The organism is Bacillus sp. OTU530 (genome assembly GCF_038440375.1).
The window spans coordinates 26,721-45,721 of record NZ_JASATP010000015.1; the positions used below are offsets into that span (position 1 = coordinate 26,721).

At 40.6% G+C, this 19,001-nt stretch carries 15 protein-coding genes and 1 pseudogene; 12 read left to right on the forward strand and 4 right to left on the reverse strand.

The window, feature by feature from the left end:
• Positions 1-38: 38 nt before the first annotated feature.
• Positions 39-1,412, forward strand: coding sequence for a class-II fumarase/aspartase family protein (locus tag AAHB12_RS13070; RefSeq protein ID WP_342045600.1), 1,374 nt, complete (start codon positions 39-41; stop codon positions 1,410-1,412).
• A gap of 41 nt (positions 1,413-1,453) precedes the next feature.
• Positions 1,454-1,947 (forward strand): annotated as a pseudogene (locus tag AAHB12_RS13075) (PTS sugar transporter subunit IIA).
• A 278-nt stretch (positions 1,948-2,225) separates the two neighbouring features.
• Here AAHB12_RS13075 and AAHB12_RS13080 read toward each other — a convergent pair.
• Positions 2,226-3,575, reverse strand: a complete 1,350-nt coding sequence (locus AAHB12_RS13080) for a hypothetical protein (RefSeq protein ID WP_129727637.1) — start codon at positions 3,573-3,575, stop codon at positions 2,226-2,228.
• 638 nt (positions 3,576-4,213) lie between these two features.
• On the opposite strand from AAHB12_RS13080, the gene AAHB12_RS13085 reads away from it, so the two are divergent.
• From AAHB12_RS13085 to AAHB12_RS13130, 10 genes are all read left to right on the forward strand, one after another.
• Positions 4,214-5,653 carry an aldehyde dehydrogenase family protein gene (locus AAHB12_RS13085; protein WP_342045601.1) on the forward strand — a complete coding sequence of 480 codons (1,440 nt, stop codon included), beginning with the start codon at positions 4,214-4,216 and terminating at the stop codon, positions 5,651-5,653.
• 141 nt (positions 5,654-5,794) lie between these two features.
• A complete protein-coding gene (locus AAHB12_RS13090; protein WP_342045602.1) occupies positions 5,795-7,552 on the forward strand; it encodes a thiamine pyrophosphate-binding protein in 1,758 nt (585 codons plus the stop codon).
• A 38-nt stretch (positions 7,553-7,590) separates the two neighbouring features.
• On the forward strand, positions 7,591-8,415 hold the full coding sequence (locus AAHB12_RS13095) for a sugar phosphate isomerase/epimerase family protein (protein ID WP_342045603.1): 825 nt from the start codon (positions 7,591-7,593) through the stop codon (positions 8,413-8,415).
• Positions 8,416-8,651: 236 nt separating this feature from the next.
• Positions 8,652-9,089 (forward strand): type II 3-dehydroquinate dehydratase, encoded by a 438-nt coding sequence (aroQ, locus tag AAHB12_RS13100; RefSeq protein WP_129727649.1) that lies wholly within the window; start codon positions 8,652-8,654, stop codon positions 9,087-9,089.
• Positions 9,090-9,366: 277 nt separating this feature from the next.
• Positions 9,367-10,662, forward strand: coding sequence for an MFS transporter (locus AAHB12_RS13105; RefSeq protein ID WP_342045604.1), 1,296 nt, complete (start codon positions 9,367-9,369; stop codon positions 10,660-10,662).
• 66 nt (positions 10,663-10,728) lie between these two features.
• Positions 10,729-11,115 (forward strand): PaaI family thioesterase, encoded by a 387-nt coding sequence (locus AAHB12_RS13110; protein WP_342045605.1) that lies wholly within the window; start codon positions 10,729-10,731, stop codon positions 11,113-11,115.
• 372 nt (positions 11,116-11,487) lie between these two features.
• Positions 11,488-11,679 carry a YolD-like family protein gene (locus AAHB12_RS13115; protein WP_342045650.1) on the forward strand — a complete coding sequence of 64 codons (192 nt, stop codon included), beginning with the start codon at positions 11,488-11,490 and terminating at the stop codon, positions 11,677-11,679.
• Positions 11,680-12,095: 416 nt separating this feature from the next.
• Positions 12,096-13,649, forward strand: a complete 1,554-nt coding sequence (locus AAHB12_RS13120) for a spore germination protein (RefSeq protein WP_446715554.1) — start codon at positions 12,096-12,098, stop codon at positions 13,647-13,649.
• Positions 13,649-14,752, forward strand: coding sequence for a GerAB/ArcD/ProY family transporter (locus AAHB12_RS13125; RefSeq protein ID WP_342045606.1), 1,104 nt, complete (start codon positions 13,649-13,651; stop codon positions 14,750-14,752). The genes AAHB12_RS13120 and AAHB12_RS13125 overlap by 1 nt, the downstream gene beginning before the upstream one ends.
• Positions 14,749-15,894 carry a Ger(x)C family spore germination protein gene (locus AAHB12_RS13130; RefSeq protein WP_342045607.1) on the forward strand — a complete coding sequence of 382 codons (1,146 nt, stop codon included), beginning with the start codon at positions 14,749-14,751 and terminating at the stop codon, positions 15,892-15,894. Before AAHB12_RS13125 ends, AAHB12_RS13130 begins: the two co-directional genes overlap by 4 nt.
• A 293-nt stretch (positions 15,895-16,187) precedes the next feature.
• On the opposite strand, the gene AAHB12_RS13135 is transcribed toward AAHB12_RS13130, so the two are convergent.
• From AAHB12_RS13135 to odhB, 3 genes are all read right to left on the reverse strand, one after another.
• Positions 16,188-17,144: a sugar ABC transporter substrate-binding protein gene (locus tag AAHB12_RS13135; RefSeq protein ID WP_342045608.1), complete on the reverse strand. Its 957-nt coding sequence runs from the start codon at positions 17,142-17,144 to the stop codon at positions 16,188-16,190.
• 104 nt (positions 17,145-17,248) lie between these two features.
• On the reverse strand, positions 17,249-17,401 hold the full coding sequence (locus AAHB12_RS13140; RefSeq protein ID WP_342045609.1) for a hypothetical protein: 153 nt from the start codon (positions 17,399-17,401) through the stop codon (positions 17,249-17,251).
• A gap of 294 nt (positions 17,402-17,695) precedes the next feature.
• On the reverse strand, positions 17,696-18,946 hold the full coding sequence (odhB, locus tag AAHB12_RS13145; RefSeq protein ID WP_342045610.1) for a 2-oxoglutarate dehydrogenase complex dihydrolipoyllysine-residue succinyltransferase: 1,251 nt from the start codon (positions 18,944-18,946) through the stop codon (positions 17,696-17,698).
• Positions 18,947-19,001: the final 55 nt, after the last annotated feature.

A 19,001-nucleotide genomic window follows, 5' to 3' on the forward strand; every position in this document is an offset into this window, starting at 1 on the left:
AATCAAATAATAAAAGGACTTCTTGTAGGAGTGAAAATATGAGAGCACTATATGATTCAAAAAGTAAAACGATGAATGACAGAGGAATCAAATATCTGTTAACAAATGAAGCTAAATATCAAGCTTGGCTTGATGTAGAAGCAGCTCTTGCTAAGGCTCAGGCTGAGTTTGATATTATTCCGAGTGAAGCAGCAAAAAATATAGAATTAGCCTGTAAATTAGAAAATATAGACTTGGAACAAATGGATAAAATTCAGCAGAAAATTGGGCACGGATTTGTTCCATTTTTAAAAGTTTTGGTTCAAGCATGTGATCAGGAAAGTGGAAAATATGTTCATTATGGAGTAACTACTCAAAATATTCAGCAGACGGCTCAACTACTTATCATGAAAAGAATACATGATAAGTTCTTAGAAGTAGTTGGTGAAATTTTAAAAAACTTAGCTAAATTGGCCGAAGATAATAAAGATACTGTTTTACCTGGAAGGACCCATGGTAAACATGCTATTCCCATAACATATGGATATAAAGTATCTGTTTGGATAAGCGAGTTAATAGCCTCCGTCGAAAGAATGGAGGAAGTACAGAAAAGGGTATTCACTGTAATGATGGGTGGAGCTGTAGGAGCTTTTAATTCATCAGGAGAAGTAGGAAGAAAAGTACAGCATAGGGTAGCTGCATTATTAAATATGCATTCCATGGATATTCCATCTAGAAATATGAGTACTCATAAAATGGAATATATCATGACTCTCTCTTTGCTAGCAAGTACCTGCCACAAAATAGCGGAAGAAGTTTATTATACTTCAATTGAAGAGTTTGGCGAGGTGTCAGAAGGTTTCCAAGAGGGTACAGTAGGTAGTAGTACAATGCCCCATAAAATCAATCCAAAATTGTCGAAAGGAATTATAGCAAACTCTCAAAAGTTATATTCGTTAGTTTCAATGGGCCTTTATTCATGTTCAAGACCTTTTGAAGGTGATAGTACTTCATATATGTTATTTGATGCAGCTTTAGAAGAAGCTCTCTCCTTAACAACAGAGATACTCTTAAGAGGAGAGGAATTAACTAGAACATTGACTATTAATAAGGAAAAAATGTACAAAAATGTTTTAATAAATAATGGTCTTGATAATAGTGAGTTTGTCATGATGGAAATAGCTAGGGAATTGGGGAAGGATGCAGCACATTCTTTAGTATATGAATTAGTCATGAAATCATATTTAGAGGGAAAGAGTTACTTTGACGTGCTGAGTGAAAATCCAATAATAGCAGGAACCTTTACAGAAGAACAAATCAGGGAGATGCTGGATCCTAAAAATTATATTGGCCTTTCAACACAGCTAGCGGAAGAATTTTCTCTTAAGGCAATAAGTGTAAGCAAGTCTATACAGGAAAGGATATCGAAGTAGTTGTTTGGCTACTTAATAAATAGTGATTGGAGATTATATACATGTTTAAGAAATTATTTAAAAAAGATAAAAGTAACGAAGAAATTTTTGCATGTGTTTCAGGAGAACTAGTTCAGTTAGAAAATGTTCCAGATCCTGTTTTTGGTCAAAAATTTATGGGTGAAGGTATCGCGATTAAACCGTCAAACGGTCGAGTTGTTGCACCTGTGGATGGTGAAATTACTTTAGTCGCTGATACGAAGCATGCGTTTGGAATTAGAACAGAACTAGGAGAAGAGATTCTTGTTCATATTGGGCTAGAAACGGTTGGACTTAAGGGTGAGGGATTAATGTCCTTATGAAACTTGGAGATAAAGTGACAAGGGGACAAACAGTCATTGAAGCAGATCTTAACTTTATAGAGAAAAGTGGATGTAATACAATCATTCCGATGGTTGTGACAAACAGTGCAGAAGATAAGTTTAAGTTCGAGTGGGAAAATTCAAAACAAGTAGAAGCTGGAGAAACAAAAGTCTTTACAGCCAAATTAAAATAAATACTGTGTAAGTATGAAGAAAGTATCTGCTAGTTATATAGCTTTCATTATTAAATCCTGACGGTTGCAAAATGCATCCGTTTTTTTAACTTATTCTAATTGTGAAACACAACTGTATCCGATTTGGGTGGTACATTGTTGTTCCCTCATGCCCATTAAGCTAATGAGATTGATTACCTCCAAAACAATAAAAGTGGGCTTCATTACTATAAAAGACACAAAATTTTCATTTTGGAGGTACCATAGAATTTTACCTCGATGGCGATGTGGTACTGTCCTTACAAGAAATATCCAAGTATATGTGCCGTACAAATACTTAAGAGCATATAGAATATCGCGAAGCCAATATTCCATCTGCCCAATTGAAATGGATTCATTGTTAATTGACTAGCCAAAATAGAAACTGATAGGTTGTAAGGGCTATACATAACAGTCGATAAACTACAAGAGATGAGGACAATAGACAAAGGTATAGGATCTACTATAGGTAAAATAGGCTGTAATAATTCTGCAAGAAATGTAAGCGAAATTAAGGGATGAAACCCAATGAGCGATGTAACAAGAAAATATGCTCCAATAATTAGATAAAATAATAAGGTCTTTTCAGATGCTAAGCTGAACACGGGCTTTAAAAAGGATAATAACCCTGAAAGTGAGAGCATTTCTACAAAAAATCCTGCACTTAAAAACATAAAAAAATAATTAGACAATCCCTCTGTTCGTTTCTTCCAATGCGGTATTGTAATTATGAAATATCTTTTGACTCCCCCAATAAACAAAGTCCAGATAATGGAAAACGGAATGATTAACAGAACAACGGAAAATAGAAATCCTTTATTAAGAAAATGCTGAAGCCCTGAAGCTGCTAAAGTAAAGATGAGTAGCATACACAGCAGCTGCAGTATTTTTTTATAGACCTTTTTCGAATTGATTTTCTGTTGGTTTTCAATCAACAAATGGGTATTTTTGTACTTGAAGGCTGAAAGAATCCAATCAAAACAAATCGTTAGAATGGCTAAAGAAATCAGGATCGGAAAAATTTTGTAATAATGAACTCGAGTTATGTCTATAGTCGTGCTAACCATTACCTCCATGGGACTCCAAGTAAGACATAAGGCATAGGCTCGTAATAGGTTTTGAGTGTAGAACTTGTTTTGTGTTTTTTCTGGAAACTTCTGTAATGCCCCCTTTAAGGAATTGGTTAATAAGGGTAGCGTTGCAATATTTAAGAAGAGCCCAAGAAAGTGACAAACAACATAGCTACGTCTGTATAGCTTAGGTAAGGATGTTACCTGATCTTGTAGTAGCAGGTTAAGGTTTTTATCATAGCGACCAAACCGAATGAGCGAATTAATAAAAGGTAAAACCAAAAATAAAGAAAGCAGCCCTAACATTTGTTCAAAATGTAACAAAAATGTATACCATGGGGCGTTATTATAGATTAGCAAAAGAATTCCACTCATAAAAAAAATAATCCCGGATACTAGATATAATCCCTTTGCATAAAAAAATGAAAGTATTAATGCGATTGTTGCCATAATTCCAATACTAAAATGCAGAATCATCCCTGATGTAAAGTTGGAAATAACGTATAAAACAATCAGGGCAGTGTAGATGTAAACACGCATTAAGCCTTCCCCCTTTTTAAAAAGAATGAATGTATGAAGCTTGCAGTTTGCATTATTTTTAACTTTTGAAACGAAACATTTGGCTGGATCTATGTGATTTGCGCAAATAACTCATATTCCATTGAGTGGAATTTATTTTCTGTAAATGGAACTATATGTTGAATAGTATCAGATTATAATTTTAATATCTATCCATTTGTAAGAAATTTTCGGTTTTAATACACACTTTTAAGCTACAAGCATGACACCTTAATAAGAGTATGGAACAAGAGCATGATTCCATTTCTTAATTTTAAACAACAAGTTCTTGGATAAAAAATGAACAATTCTCCGTTCTATTCGAATCACAAAGTTTAAATAATCGGAAATATAGTAAAGGAATTTTTTGAAAATTTTATCTTTATCAACTATTGAAACTTAAAAAAAATTGAGATACAATCAACTTAAAGTTTCACACAATGTAATCACGTTCCACTGTATGAAACAAAGATCATGGTAAGAATAAACAACGAGGGGGAATTCAGCAAATATTGACTCTCTATTGTCAGAAAGCAATAAAAATGAAAGCGTTTATACTATTGCTGATTTAAACCTAAAGGGATTGAAGAGCTATCATTTAGAAGGATAGGTGATAAAACATGAGTATAAAAAAAGCGCAACCTTATATTAATGGGGAATGGATTTCTTCAGAGCGTGAAACTGCTTTGATCAAAAGCCCTTATTCTGGGGAAGTCATTGGTGAGCAAGTACTTGCAACGCCAGACGATGTTGAAAGAGCACTGGCAGCTGCTTATGCAGCTAAAAAACAAATTGCTAATATTCCTTCCCATGAACGTGCCAAGATTTTAAAGCGAGCTGCCAGCTTACTAGAACAAGAGAAGGAGAGATTTGCTAGGCTTATTTCTCTTGAATTAGGAAAACCATTAAAAAACACGCTTGATGAAGTATCCCGTTCCATTGAAACTTTAGAGCTATCAGGTGAAGAAGCGAAACGATTAATGGGGGAAACATTACCTGGTGATGCCTCTGAAAGAGGAACAAAAGCGATTGCAGCTACTTTCCGTGTACCGGTTGGTGTGATCGCAGCCGTTACACCGTTTAATGCGCCGCTTAATCTTGTTTGCCATAAAGTTGGTCCAGCGTTTGCAGCAGGTAATAGTGTGATTTTAAAACCGGCGCCGCAAACAGCGCTGATTGCTACTGAACTTTTAAAGTTATTACTAGAGGCTGGTTTACCCGAAAGCGCTGTCAACATGGTGCTTGGTGGAGTAGAAGTCGGACAGCAAATTATCAAGGATGACCGGATTAATGTGATTTCCTTTACTGGCGGGGTAGTGGCTGCCAGAAATATATGCGAATTAGCCAATATGAAAAAAGTCCTTCTTGAATTGGGCGGAAATGCTTCTACTATCGTCCATGAAGATGCCGATTTAAAGCGAGCTGCCACAATGTGTGCGAGAACAGGCTTCAGTAATTCAGGACAAAGCTGTATTTCCGTCCAAAGAATTTATGTGCATCACTCCGTTGTTCCAGCGTTTACAGACCTTTTAAAAGAAGAGATATTAAAGCTTAACATCGGGGATCCTTTATTACCTGATACGGATGTCGGCTGTTTAGTCGATACAAATGCAGCAAAACGGGTAATGGATTGGATTGATGAATCCGTTCAGTTAGGTGCAACCGTTGTATGTGGCGGTAAACAGCATGGCGCAACAGTAGAACCAACGCTTCTATTAAATCCTCCTAAACAGAGCAAGGTCGTTTGTCAGGAAGTGTTTGGACCGATTGTGAGTATCATTCCTTATGAAACTATTGAAGAAGCCATTACAGAGACTAATGACTCTTCCTTTGGACTTCAGGCAGGATTGTTTACAAATCAAATGGATTTGGCTTATAAAGTCGCTCATTCATTGGAAGTCGGTGGTGTCGTGATTAATGGCACGTCGAACTTCAGACTGGATCACTGGCCTTATGGCGGAGTGAAGAATAGTGGAATTGGACGTGAGGGTCCTCGTTATGCGATTGAGGATATGACAGAAACCAAAATGATCGTATTGCAGCTTCCTGTTAGTGAATAAAAACAATGAACAGTTAAAGCGTTCATAATCAATTGCTTCTATTATTATAGGAACATTTACAAGAGACGAGAGAATAGCTGAAGCGGCTGTTTCAGGACAGTATGGAGAAATTATTTTGAACTTTAAGGAGGAACAAAGCGAATGAACAATCTCATTTCTCATCAGTTAGTTAAGTATTTGGAGGACAGAGGAGTTGAACACATTTTTGGTCTTTGCGGGCATACAAATATTGCGGTTTTAACTGCCTTGGAAAACAGCTCAATCAAATTTGTCAATGTCAGACACGAACAAATCTCCGCTCATATGGCTGATGGATATGCGAGAGCGAAAAAACAAACTTCTGTTTTATTAAGTCATTTAGGGCCTGGCCTAACCAATGCTGCTACAGGGGTTGCCAATGCAGCCTTAGATTCTATTCCAATGGTCGTGATTGCTGGGGATGTTCCAAGTCACTACTACGGCAAACATCCACATCAGGAAGTCAACCTACATGCGGATGCTTCGCAGTATGAAATTTATCGTCCATTTGTTAAGCGTGCCTGGCGCGTAGATCGTCCAGATTTATTCCCGGAAATTATGGAGAAGGCCTTCCAACTGGCGGAAAGCGGAAATCCGGGACCAGTTTTAGTATCTGTACCAATGGATATCTTCTCGAAGGAAGTGGATCCGGCGTTATTTGAGAAGCTAAACCACAATACGAAAGCGCTTCATAAGCCTTCGATTGATGATGCTACAGCGAAAAAAATCATTCAGGCCCTTGTGAATGCCCAAAATCCGCTCTTCTATGTGGGTGGAGGGATTATGCTAGCAGATGCAGCGCAAGAGCTGAGAGAACTTGTTAACCATTTGAGTATTCCGGTTGCCCATTCGCTTATGGGAAAAGGCGCCGTTTCTGATGACCATCCATTCACATTAGGAATGACAGGCTTCTGGGGAACGAAGTTTATTAATAATAAATGTAAAGAAGCGGACTATATCTTTGCGTTAGGCACTCGCTTTGCCGAAGCCGACAGCAGTTCATGGGAGTCAGAATATACCTTTAACTTCCCGCCGACGAAATTAATTCAAATTGATATCGATCCAAGCGAAATCGGCCGGAACTATCCAGTCGAAATCGGGGTGGTCGCGGATTTAAAACAAGCATTAACGGTTCTGAATCGTGTGGCAAAAGAATTGGTACCAGAAGGCTTGCAAAATGAGGAGCTTAAACAAGAAATTGCTGCATATCGAGAAGAATTCAAAAACAGCAATCAAAAATTTATTACCGACAACTCTTTCCCAATGCAGCCTCAGCGCATTTTAGAAGAAGTTCGTGAAGTCCTGCCAAAAGATGCGTACATTACAACAGATGTAGGCTGGAATAAAAACGGGGTGGGACAGCAGTTCCCAATTTATGAAGCAGGCAGCATTTTAACGCCTGGCGGTTTCGCCACAATGGGATTTGGCGCTCCAGCAGCCTTAGGGGCAAAAATTGCGCGGCCGGATAAAGTGGTGGTTTCGTTGGTAGGCGATGGTGGTTTTGGACAAAATCCTGCCTTGCTTGCAACAGCGGCTGAGGAAAATATCCCGGTTGTGTGGATCATCATGAATAATTATGCGTTCGGTACGATTGCCGGCTTGCAAAAGGCCCACTACGGCACAACTCTTGGGACATTGTTTGAAAAAGACGGAAAACCTTATTCTCCTGACTATGCAGCTATCGCAAGAGCTTACGGCGTGGAAGGAATTAAAATCGAAGCGGCGGAGGAATTTAAGCCTGCTTTACAACGGGCCATTGCGTCCAATAAACCGGTCGTTATCGATGTTGCGATGCTAAACAACCCGGTACCAACTGCTGGACACTGGAACATCATGGATATTTATTCTCCAGGTAAGAAGGTTCACCACGTATCTGTTTAAAGCTAAAAAGCACTATATGATTGGAGGAATAAAAGAAGATGACTAAACAATTCTCCCTAGCCCATCTTACAGTGCTTGGTTGTACACCACCAGAGATGGCTTACCTTGCCGCAAGAGCTGGCTATGATTTCATCAGCCTCAGACCCATTTATATGGGTCTGCCCGGCGAGCCGAACTATGCGTTAGCCGAGAATAAACAGATGATGCGGGAAACGAAAGCTGCACTTGCTGAAACGGGAGTGAAGCTTCTTGACATCGAACTGGCACGTATTTGTGCGGACGTTGATCCAAAGAAATATGTACCTGCTATGGAAGCAGCGGCTGAACTCGGCGGACGCCATGTTCTTAGCAGTATCTGGACGAACGATCGCAATTTGTATATGGAGCGTTTTATTGAGCTTTGCGAGCTAGCTAAACCATTTGGACTGACAATTGAATTAGAGTATGTTCCGATTGCGAGTGTAACCAATCTTGCGGGAACTCTTGATGTTCTTCGTACCGCAAACCAGGAAAACGCTGGCCTGATGATCGATATCCATCATTTCCATCGCGCAGGAGATAAGGCTGAGGATTTGGACGCGGTGCCGCGCGAATGGTTCCGTTTCCTTCATCTTTGCGATGCGCCTGCGGAAATTCCAACCTCAAAAGAAGAGATGACCAAAATTCTTCGCGAGGCACGTTTGTATATAGGAGAAGGCGGCATTGATATTGCGAATATCGTGAATCGGCTTCCTGAGATTCCTTACTCAATTGAGCTGCCCCACGACAAACGCGCTCAGGAACTAGGGTATGAGGAACATGCACGACGTTGCCTGCAGACTGCGAAGACGTATCTTGAGGCTTACTCGTTTCACATGTGTTAGTAAACGTACATGGACTTCGAGAACGCAGACTCATTTCGCAAAGGCCTGATGAATCTAGATAAAGGCTACTTCTATAGATAGATAATATTAACTGAACGCTTAGGAAAATGCTACGTGGCATCAGGTGGAAGTTATGCCGAGCTATAAGATAGCGCTTACTTGTATTCGCAAGATATTTGCTTAGTGCCATAGGATGGTGGAAATCTCCATTCTATTAAAACAAAGGGGGAGATCATATGAAAAAAATTCTGATGCTGCACGGAATCAATCACAACATGTTTGGGAAGAGGGATCCTGTGCAATATGGTACAATCACTCTTGATCAGATCAACGAGCGCCTAAATGAACTGGCAAATGAGCTAGATGTTGAGATAGAAAGCTTTCAGACTAATCATGAAGGCGAGATGTGCGAAAGAATTCATCAAGCCTTTTTAGAGAATAAGGATGCCGTGATTATTAACGCCGGTGCATGGACCCATTATAGTTATGGCTTGCGTGATGCTCTTGCCATTCTTACGGTACCAATTATTGAGATTCATATGTCTAATATTCACGCAAGAGAAGAGTTTCGACATCATTCAGTTTTTGCAGATATTGCAAAGGGGCAAATCTGCGGATTCGGAGTCGAAAGCTACCTCCTTGGCCTGAGAGCTGCCGTAGCGGCAATCGAATAGCATGCGATAGCGGCTCATGTTCAGTCTCGGGGGAGAATTTCATCAGCAGGTAAACTCAGGTGATGATCCGCCTTGGTTGTTATGGTGCTATCGCCTTCAAGGATAGCTGTCTAACGATTAAGAACAATGAGATGAGGAGCTTTTCCTTATCTCATCTCAATACTTAAAACTAACACATGAGGCAGGAGCAGCGTGTTGTTAGTAGTAATTCCGAACGGAAATGAAAGCGCATACTTACGGGTGGATGGATAAAACATTCGAATAAATGGGGGAAAGTATGAAAAAACATCGTTGGTCAATTGTAATCTTAATTGCTTTTGGTGTGATCGTGAACTATTTCGACCGAATCAATATGTCGATCGCAATGCCGTTATTACAAAAGGAATTTGATTTGACAGCAGGTCAGATGGGGATTTTCTTATCTGCCTTTGCTTGGTCGTACGCTCTTCTTCAACTTCCTATCGGGCCTTTATTGGACAAGATCGGCGTTAAATGGATAACGCGGGTGGCTACGGTTATCTGGGCAGGAGCTTGCCTTTTAACCGCAGTGGCTAATGGATGGGGATTGATTATCTTATCCAGGGTCTTATTGGGTGTGGGAGAGGCTCCATTTTTCCCGTCTGCTGCCAAGGCAGTCAGTCAATGGGTTCCGCGAAATGAACGAGGGAGGGCCATCGCTACTTATGATTCGCAGTCTAAGCTTTCCAATGCAATTGGTGCTCCGATACTAGCCTTGGTCGTGACTGAATGGGGATGGCGCGGCGGCTTTTTGGCAACTGCTATTCTCAGCTTGGTCTATGCCGTTGTGTTTTGGATATGGTACCGTGAACCGCATGAAGATAAACGTTTGACGAAGGAAGAATATCAATATATTACCGAGGGCGGTTCACAAAGTTCAAAAGAAGCTTCAGGCAGTACAATGAAAAACATGCGTTACTTATTAACAAAACGAAAAGTGTGGGCAGTCTTTATTGGATTTGCATCCTATGGATATTCATGGTTTTTATTCCTCACCTGGCTTCCAGGTTACCTTGCAACAGAAATGGGCATGTCAATATTGAAATCTGGATGGTACTCGGCGATTCCGTGGATTGTTGGTACAATCACAGAGCTTGTCATTGGTGGCTGGCTCGTAGATCGTCTCATTAATAAGGGCTACAATCGAACGCGCGTATGCAAAACATTTTTAGTTACGGGGATGATTTTCGGCCTATCAATCATTGGTGCAGCGTTCACTCATAGTGTAAATATGGCTGTATTTTGGATTTCACTGGCTCTTGGTGGTCTTGTAGTTACGTCGGCGGTTGCCTATAGCATCCCAACCTTTATTGCACCTAAGGGAAGTGTGGGAACATTGACAGGACTTTTAACCTTTGGAAACAATTCGATGGCAATTATAGCGCCAATTACTACAGGATTTATCGTTCAGGCCACCGGCTCTTTTATGTATGCGTTCCTATTAGCAGCAGCCTTTCTCATCGCTGGGATTTTGAGCTATACATTCCTGCTGACAGATCTAGAGCCAATTGAAAGTGCTGACCCAGAGTCACGTCAGAATGAGTTAATTTCATAAAGGATTCAGTCGCAATAAGCCCTTGGCTATTGTAATGAATAACAAAAGAAAGGGGGGACTTACTCTATGAAGAAAACTGAACCGGGAATGAGCCCTTTTTGGGATTATATTGGGATGGAAGAGCAAGTAATTGAAGAAGGGTATGCTGAGTTAAGGATAAATATAACACCAAACCTACACCAAAGGAGAGGCTCCGTTCATGGAGGAGTTCTTGCCTCCCTTATTGATGGTGCTGTCGGTTCTGCCGTACGTTCTACACTATCACAGGATCAGGTCTCGACCACAGTTGAGCTGAAAATCAACTATCTTCGTCCCGCCAAAGGAAGCTATTTGATTGCTAAAGCTAAACTTTCTCATCGAGGAAGAACTCTGGCAGTAGGACAGGCCGAGATAGTAAATCCGGATGGGAAATTAGTGGCAATGGGGACTGCTACCTATATGATTTTATCCTGATCAAGTTTACTGAAGAATGTAGTTTTGAATACCGGGCTCATTTTGGGCTAGAACCAATGAAGAACTCCCATCTTCTAATAAGCTAGGAGTTCTTCGTTCATACAAGTCACTTTTACGAACATTATGAACGGGTCGAACAATCCATAAGACTTTGCTGAGAATGTGTGTGCTTGCACTTTCATATTGCGATAATTGCATCTTGTGCAAATTTTCACAAAGTGTTCAAATGTGATTGTAAACGCTGCCTAAATTCTGAGCTATAATAAAAGTGTAGTAACCGATATCTTAAAGCTGCATAGCTTCCTGTAACTTTTTATAAGTAGTCACTCATTTGAAGAGTGTTATCGACACAGACCATTTGTTAGAAAGGAGATAAATAAAATGATTCTAAAAGCATTAATAAAAAATCACTTGCTCACTATTAATTACTATAAAAATGGGTTGTTACAAACATGTAAGGGTCGTGTTTGCAAGCTTGATCTGCATCAACAAACCCTTTCCTTAAAGGATGAACAGCAAAAGATCTTCTCCATTCGTTTATCTGGTATTAAGGAAATTTATTAATTGGTTTCTTTAGCTATTAGTAATGATACACAGACTTTATCAGACTTGTATCTACCAACGAAGAGAGGGTTGCTCGAAGTGCAAAAACATGTTTTTGAGTTATACACCCTAAAGGAATCACCGTTTTCATTAATGCGTTGACTAGTCAATGAATTGATGAGAATGGTGATTTTTTGCATTTTAAGAAAGGATAAATTTCTAACAGGAAGCCCATTCGACGTAGTGAGAAATTTTAGCAATAAAGTATAAGAGCAACAGTTTGTCCCTGGCTATGCAGTTGACTTGTATATCCGTATATAGGGGTAGAGGCAAGGTGTCGTTTAAATCTCTTTTATTTTGTCCATAATGGTACACGAATAATTAGCTGAAATTGAAGTGTAAAGATGGATGTTATATAGAAAAAAAGAGGGATGTAAATGATGTTTAGGAGGTCTAAGGATAATAGAATAGATCAAGATCAGCAGGAGGAGAAGCAGCAGGAATTGCTTTCTTCGGACTTGGATCAAAATCTCCAGCTTCTTCGTTCTCTCTATACAGATTGCTCGGATGTCGTGTTTCGGCCTTTCTTGATTGGCGGACAAATACAGGCAAAACTAATTTATATTGAGGGTTTATCGAATGTGCAAGAGATGGATATAAATGTGCTTTCGCCATTAATGCACGAGGCAAAAGGAGAGCGACAGCAGCTTACCGAATGGCTGAAGGAAACAGTATCTGTTTCAAAGGTAACAGAAGTGAAAACCTTGGATGATTGTATCGGACAAATATCTAGAGGCAATCCAGTCATATTAATTGATGGAGAAGGTCAGGGGGCGGCCTTAGGACTGGCTCAATGGGAGAAGCGTTCGATTGAGGAACCCACTTCGGAATCGGTTGTAAAAGGACCGCGTGAAGGATTTATCGAAACACTAGGAGTGAATACATCACTGCTGCGAAGAAGGATCAAAAGTCCTCAATTAAAAATGAAATCCATAAAAATTGGGCGATATACCGAAACGGATATTATCATTTCCTATGTGGAAGGAATTGCAGATACAACCCTGATCGAAGAGGTGACAAATCGTCTGCAGCGAATCGACATCGATGGAATAGTCGACAGCGGGTATGTGGAAGAAATGATACAGGATAATCCGTTTTCTATATTTCCCCAGATTATGAGTACCGAACGACCTGATACAGCTGTTGCCAATTTGCTGGAGGGCCGTGTTGTTATTCTTGTCGATGGCAGTCCTTTTGCATTGATTGCGCCCACGACTCTTTATGCATTGCTTCAAGCTAGTGAAGATTATTACCAACATTTTACGTTAGGTTCAGTAATCCGCTGGTTACGCTATTTACTTATGCTGCTAGCCCTTTTCCTTCCTTCAATCTATGTAGCGGTTTTAAGCTACCACCAGGAGATGGTACCTACGAAGCTGATCCTTAGTATGGCAGCTTCTCGGGAAAATGTCCCTTTTCCGGCGTTCGTAGAAGCGTTATTAATGGAGGTTACCTTTGAAGCTTTACGTGAGGCTGGAGTCAGGCTGCCGAAGCAGGTGGGGGCTGCCGTTAGTATTGTAGGGGCCTTAGTAATTGGTCAGGCAGCCATTGAGGCAGGTTTAGTTTCAGCTCCAATGGTTATGGTGGTCGCTCTTACGGGAATCGCTTCTTTTACTATTCCCCGCTACAACTTTGGAGCCTCTATAAGGTTGTTGCGCTTTCCGATGATATTTATGGCGGGTATACTGGGATTACTCGGAGTGATGCTAGGCCTTATCAACATTCTCATCCACTTATGCACCTTACGTTCCTTCGGTGTTCCATACCTTTCCCCAATGGCTCCGATGAAAGGAAGAGATATGAAGGATGTACTCATAAGAGCCCCTTGGTGGGCATTAAACACACGCCCGCATTTAACAGGGAAATACAATCAATACCGTCAAGCACCTCAGCAAAAACCAGGCCCTAAAAATGGGGGGGAAACAGACTGATGGAGAAAGGAAAAATATCTTCGTTACAAATGGGGCTGATGATTTATCCTACGATCATCGCAACTGGGATTCTTTTTTTGCCAGCTTCTATGTTTGAATATGCAGGACGCGATCTCTGGATTCCCCCTATTTTAGCCTCTGTTACGGGGGCATTGACGATATTTATAGCGTACCGTTTGCACCGATTCTATCCAAAAGAGACTGTTATCCAATACAGCTGTAATATTTTAGGGCCCGTTTTAGGAAAGATCCTCGGGGGAATCCTTTTGCTGTTTTACTTACACTCAAGCAGCTATGTTATCTTTCAATATGGGGAGTTTATGATGGGTAACTTTCTTCCCAAAACCCCGAAAGTTGTCATTCTAGCAAGTATGATCATGACTTGTGCTTTTGCGATAAGAGGGGGGCTGGAGGTACTGGGAAGGCTGGCGGAAATGATTGTGCCCATTTTACTAGTGGCCCTTATCCTCATCGTAATCCTTCTGCTTCCAGATTTAGAAATGAAACATGTATTTCCCATCATGGGAAACGGAATTATGCCATCGATAAGGGCAACTATCTTCCTGAATATTTGGTTTTGTCAATTTTTTTACATCTCCTTTTTTCTCCCTATGGTAACGGACCGAACAAAGGGAAGGAAATGGGCGGTGATTTCGTTATTTGCCGTAGTGCTGACGATGGTAGTGACAAACCTCATTACTCTTTTGGTGTTTGGAGAGTCCACGGGAAATTTTGAGGCTCCGTTAATGGCTGCTGTTACATATATTAGTATTGCTGATTTCCTTTCCCATCTTGAATCTCTCGTCATGGCATGTTGGATTGCGGGGGCGTTTATGAAAATTGGCGTCATTTATTATGCATTGGTATTGGGACTTGCTCAGTGGCTAAACCTGTCAGACTATCGTCCAATTGTCTTTCCGGTCGGCTTTCTAATGATTCTGATGTCGATCTGGCAAGTACCCAATAAATGGGTATTAACTAGTCATAATCAGATTGCCCATTTTATGGACCCAGTTATGCAAACGGCTATCCCGTTATTTCTCCTGCTTGTTGCTTACATACGAAAAGGGAAGCAGCAAAATAAGGAGGAAGCAAACGGATGAGAATCCTCCTGTTGATTTTCGCTTGTACAAGTATGCTGCTTCTTAGCGGTTGTTGGGATCGAACAGAACTAAATGATATCGCCCTTATCAGGGGAATTGGATTAGATAAAAAGAAAGACAATGTAATCGAAGTGACCGTTGAAATTGCTATTCCTGCAGCACAGCTTAATCAAGAAAGCAGTGGCGGAGGCGGTGGAGGCGGAGGTTCAACTATGATCAGAACTGGACAGGGAGTCACTATCGCAGAGGCTCTCGAGGACCTGAAAGAAAAAATTCCACGAAAGGTCTTTTGGGGTCATTCAGAAGTGATTGTGATTGGTGAGAAATTGGCGAAAGAGGGGATCCGTGATCAAATCGATTTCTTTATCCGGTATTCGGAGCCTCGACTCAGAGCTTATGTGTTTGTCGCAAAGGGAAGTGCAAAGGATGTGCTAGTCCTGCATCCTCCTCTTGAAAAAAGCTCATCTGAAGTGCTGCGGGAATTGGCTGCATCTAAGGTCCTGATGCACGTGACATTAATTGAGTTACTGCAAATGTTGAAAAAAGATGCAGCAGCTCTTCCGATGATTGATCGATTATCAGCAGAAAAGGGCCAAAATTCCTTACAAACCATTGCGTATATTAATCGTACCGCTGTTTTTAAGCAGGACAAAATGGTCGGCTCTCTTAATGATGAAGTAACGAGGGGGGTGCTTTGGATAAGAAACGAAATTGAGGACGCCAACATTACAGTGAATCCCAAAGAGGTAAATGGATATATTTCAATGCATATCATTCAGGCGTACACGAAGCTTAACCCGAAAATCAAGGATGGAAAATTGGAGCTGACTGTTAAAGCGGTAATGGAGGCTGAAGTGATTTTAAACGAAAGTAGTTTGAAGCTGGAGGATCCGAAAAATGGGAAGGTGTTGGAGAGAGCGGTAGATAAAAAGATAAAGGCACGTTTAACAAAAACGATAGATCAAGTGCAAAAAGAAATGAAAGCCGATATTTTCGGCTTCGCACACGCCTTTGAGCAAAAATATCCCCACAAATGGACTGAAATGAAGGATGACTGGAAGGAGCAATTCCCTGAGGTTGAGGTGACGTTTGATATCAAGGCTCATATTCTTAGAACTGGTATGGGAAGTGCTCAACAGTGAGGTGAAGAAAATTGAAATGGTTTTTTGTTATAGGTGTAACACTAGTGGTTGCTCTTATGTTTCTGTATGAATGGCCTAGAATGAACCCGAACCAGAAAAAGGAGAAGTCAATCTTTGTCATATTGGTAGCGATGGAATGGGTACTGGCCATCCTTCTGCTTTTCTTCCCGGATTTGCCACGCCCAGCACAAATGATAGAGTCTGTTTTCAACAGCCTAGTAAAATTTTTATGAAATAAACAAGGGGCTTTGGAAAAAGGGTGACCAAAAGCCCCTAAAGTCTTAAAAAAATCATTATCGCAAATTCACTGCGTTTGCCAAAAAATCTAATTTATCTTTTGCATTATCCTGAGTTATCAGATCAATCCCGCTATCAATTCTTTTCTCGACAGCTTCTCCCTTAATTGCTTTCAGCGCTTGTTTAACGCTTAAATAACCCATATCGTAAGGATTCTGCGCTACGGTAGCATCTACATTTCCCTTTTCAATATACTTAACCATTTCAGTAATGCCATCAGCCCCGATAACAGGAATTTTTGTCCCTTGTTTCTCTATGGTTTTTAAGGCATCTAGAGCTATTAGATCATTAACAGCAATTACGCCCTTGATATCAGGATAAGTCTGTAATATGTTTTCCATCACTGATTTTACGTGGCCCGTATCGTCATACCCTGACTGCTCTGCGGCAATTTCGATTCCAGCATCCGCTAAAGTCTGTTTCGCCCCTTTGATTCGATCATTGAAGACGGGCTCGTCTGAATTTCCGCCAATAAGGGCCACTTGGTCCCCAGGTTGTAACATCGAACCTAACAGTGCGCCTGCTGTTTTTCCTAATTCAAGATTATCTGTTCCTATATAAGCGGTTTTGTCCGTCCACTTGAAATCCGTATCTGCAAGCAGCACTGGAATGTGTTTTTGCTTAAATTCTTCCAATACAGGAATGGTAAGAGATGGATTAGATGGAGTAACGATTAATGCATCTGGGTTTTCCTTCACAACAGCTTTTAACATATTTAATTGCTTTGTAATTGGGTATGCGGAATCTGGAGCTACTACTTTACCATCTATATCAAAATCATGAAACGCCTTTTCTGTACCTGCTTTAAAGATTCTCCAATATTCTTTATCTAAGGTTTTTAACACCACAACCACTTTAGGCCTGTCATCTTCTTTAAGAAAGCGAACGATAAAGCTGATGAAGGCCACAAGGAGAATCATACAAATCAATGAGCCGATCCATTTCTTTTTCAATTTTCTTATGTTCCCTCCTTTGGATTACACGATGGATTCATCCCTGCTGCAGCTCTACAAAAAACTATAAATAAACAGGGATGAATTACTTTCGAGAAAAATAATTATTTTACATCTGATTTTTCCAATTTCTTAAGCGAGAATTGAATAAGATAAATAATAGCTTGTGTACGAGTTGTAAAATCATTCTTTTCCTTAAAATCATCAATACGTCTTAATAATTCCACTGGATAACGCATATTTATGAATTGCTTCATTGTTTAATCCTCCATGTGTATGAAAGTAAGGTATGATAAACTGGCTATATATCCTAACGCTATACAAACAGGATGCGACACAATGTTTGACCATAAAGCAGATACTTTTTGTCGATATACTAAGGTGAATAACAAACAACATGAACTAATAAACCAATTAGTTGCATTCAATTTGGACGCTTCTGTTAACGAGGATGACGTGTCGAACAGGTAGTTCATGGATCATTTTTAATTAGGGCAGGTTTCCTTTTTTGGAAACCTGCCCTTTCTTTACACTAGCACTATATAAAGTTATTATCCTTCTAATAATAAGGATTCAGGGTTTTCTAATAATTCTTTTACGGTAGCTAGGAAGCTGACTGCTTCTTTTCCGTCAACAATGCGGTGGTCATAAGAAAGAGCAATGTACATCATTGGCCGGTTTTCGATCCGCTCCTCATCAATTGCGATTGGTCTTGTTTGGATCTTATGCATCCCGAGAATTCCAACCTGCGGGCTGTTTAAGATCGGTGTTGACATTAAGGAACCGAAAACGCCGCCATTTGTGATCGTAAATGTGCCTCCTTGCAGCTCTTTCAAGGTAAGAGCATTATCACGTGCTTTTTTGCCGAGCTGGCTAATTTCACCTTCGATTTCAGCAAAGTTTTTTTGGTTTGCATCGCGTACAACTGGTACCACTAATCCTTCTGGTGCTGCCACTGCGATGCCGATATCATAAAATTTCTTTACGATAATTTCATCAGCTTGAATTTCTGCATTGAGCAGCGGGTACTTCTTAAGTGCTGCTACTACAGCTTTTGTAAAGAATGACATGAAGCCAAGGCGGACACCATGCTTTTCAAAGAATGCATCCTTACGTTTTGCACGCAGTTTCATTACTGCAGACATATCTACTTCATTAAATGTAGTTAGCATCGCTGCTGTATGCTGCACTTCCACAAGACGCTTGGCAATGGTTTGGCGGCGGCGGGACATTTTCACACGTTCTACCGGCTTTGCAAACTCTGTTTCCATCTGTGCAGCTGCAGGCTTTTGAGCAGGTTTTTCTGTTTTTGGTGCTTCTGCCGCAGGAGCTGGAGAGATTGCTGCCTTCACATCAGACGTTCTAATTCTGCCCAGTGGATCAGCGCTTCGTACGTCATTTAAATCAATTCCTGTTTCACGTGCTAGCTTTCTAGCTGCCGGTGAAGCAACAGGCTGACCTGTGCTTGGAAAGCGATGTACAGCTTGATTATGAACTGGCGCAGCAGGTGCGCTTGGGGCAGGAGCTTGTTGGGCGACAGGCTCGGCAGCAGGTGCGCTGACATCTGCATTTTCTTCTAAAATAGCAATAACATCTCCAACCTCTACGATGTCACCAGGCTGTTTTAATAGCTGTGTTAATACTCCGGCATCATCTGCGTTTACTTCAATATTTACTTTATCTGTTTCAAGCTCAACGACACTTTCCCCTTTGTTTACTCTGTCTCCAACCTTGATAAGCCAGCTTGAAATAGTTCCCTCTGTAATAGATTCTGCAAGCTCTGGCACTTTAATTTCAATCATGTGTTGCACCCTCCTGTTTTTTGAGTCTTTCTACTTTAAAGAAACCTTTTAACTG

Bases quoted from the DNA above. Each gene is read 5' to 3' on its own strand.
- AAHB12_RS13110 (WP_342045605.1), top strand. From the start codon at position 10,729: ATGAAGAAAACTGAACCGGGAATGAGCCCTTTTTGGGATTATATTGGG.
- aroQ (WP_129727649.1), top strand. From the start codon at position 8,652: ATGAAAAAAATTCTGATGCTGCACGGAATCAATCACAACATGTTTGGG.
- AAHB12_RS13095 (WP_342045603.1), top strand. From the start codon at position 7,591: ATGACTAAACAATTCTCCCTAGCCCATCTTACAGTGCTTGGTTGTACA.
- AAHB12_RS13120 (WP_446715554.1), top strand. From the start codon at position 12,096: ATGATGTTTAGGAGGTCTAAGGATAATAGAATAGATCAAGATCAGCAG.
- AAHB12_RS13105 (WP_342045604.1), top strand. From the start codon at position 9,367: ATGAAAAAACATCGTTGGTCAATTGTAATCTTAATTGCTTTTGGTGTG.
- AAHB12_RS13085 (WP_342045601.1), top strand. From the start codon at position 4,214: ATGAGTATAAAAAAAGCGCAACCTTATATTAATGGGGAATGGATTTCT.
- AAHB12_RS13090 (WP_342045602.1), top strand. From the start codon at position 5,795: ATGAACAATCTCATTTCTCATCAGTTAGTTAAGTATTTGGAGGACAGA.
- odhB (WP_342045610.1), bottom strand. From the start codon at position 18,946: ATGATTGAAATTAAAGTGCCAGAGCTTGCAGAATCTATTACAGAGGGA.
- AAHB12_RS13070 (WP_342045600.1), top strand. From the start codon at position 39: ATGAGAGCACTATATGATTCAAAAAGTAAAACGATGAATGACAGAGGA.
- AAHB12_RS13140 (WP_342045609.1), bottom strand. From the start codon at position 17,401: ATGAAGCAATTCATAAATATGCGTTATCCAGTGGAATTATTAAGACGT.
- AAHB12_RS13130 (WP_342045607.1), top strand. From the start codon at position 14,749: ATGAGAATCCTCCTGTTGATTTTCGCTTGTACAAGTATGCTGCTTCTT.
- AAHB12_RS13080 (WP_129727637.1), bottom strand. From the start codon at position 3,575: ATGCGTGTTTACATCTACACTGCCCTGATTGTTTTATACGTTATTTCC.
- AAHB12_RS13125 (WP_342045606.1), top strand. From the start codon at position 13,649: ATGGAGAAAGGAAAAATATCTTCGTTACAAATGGGGCTGATGATTTAT.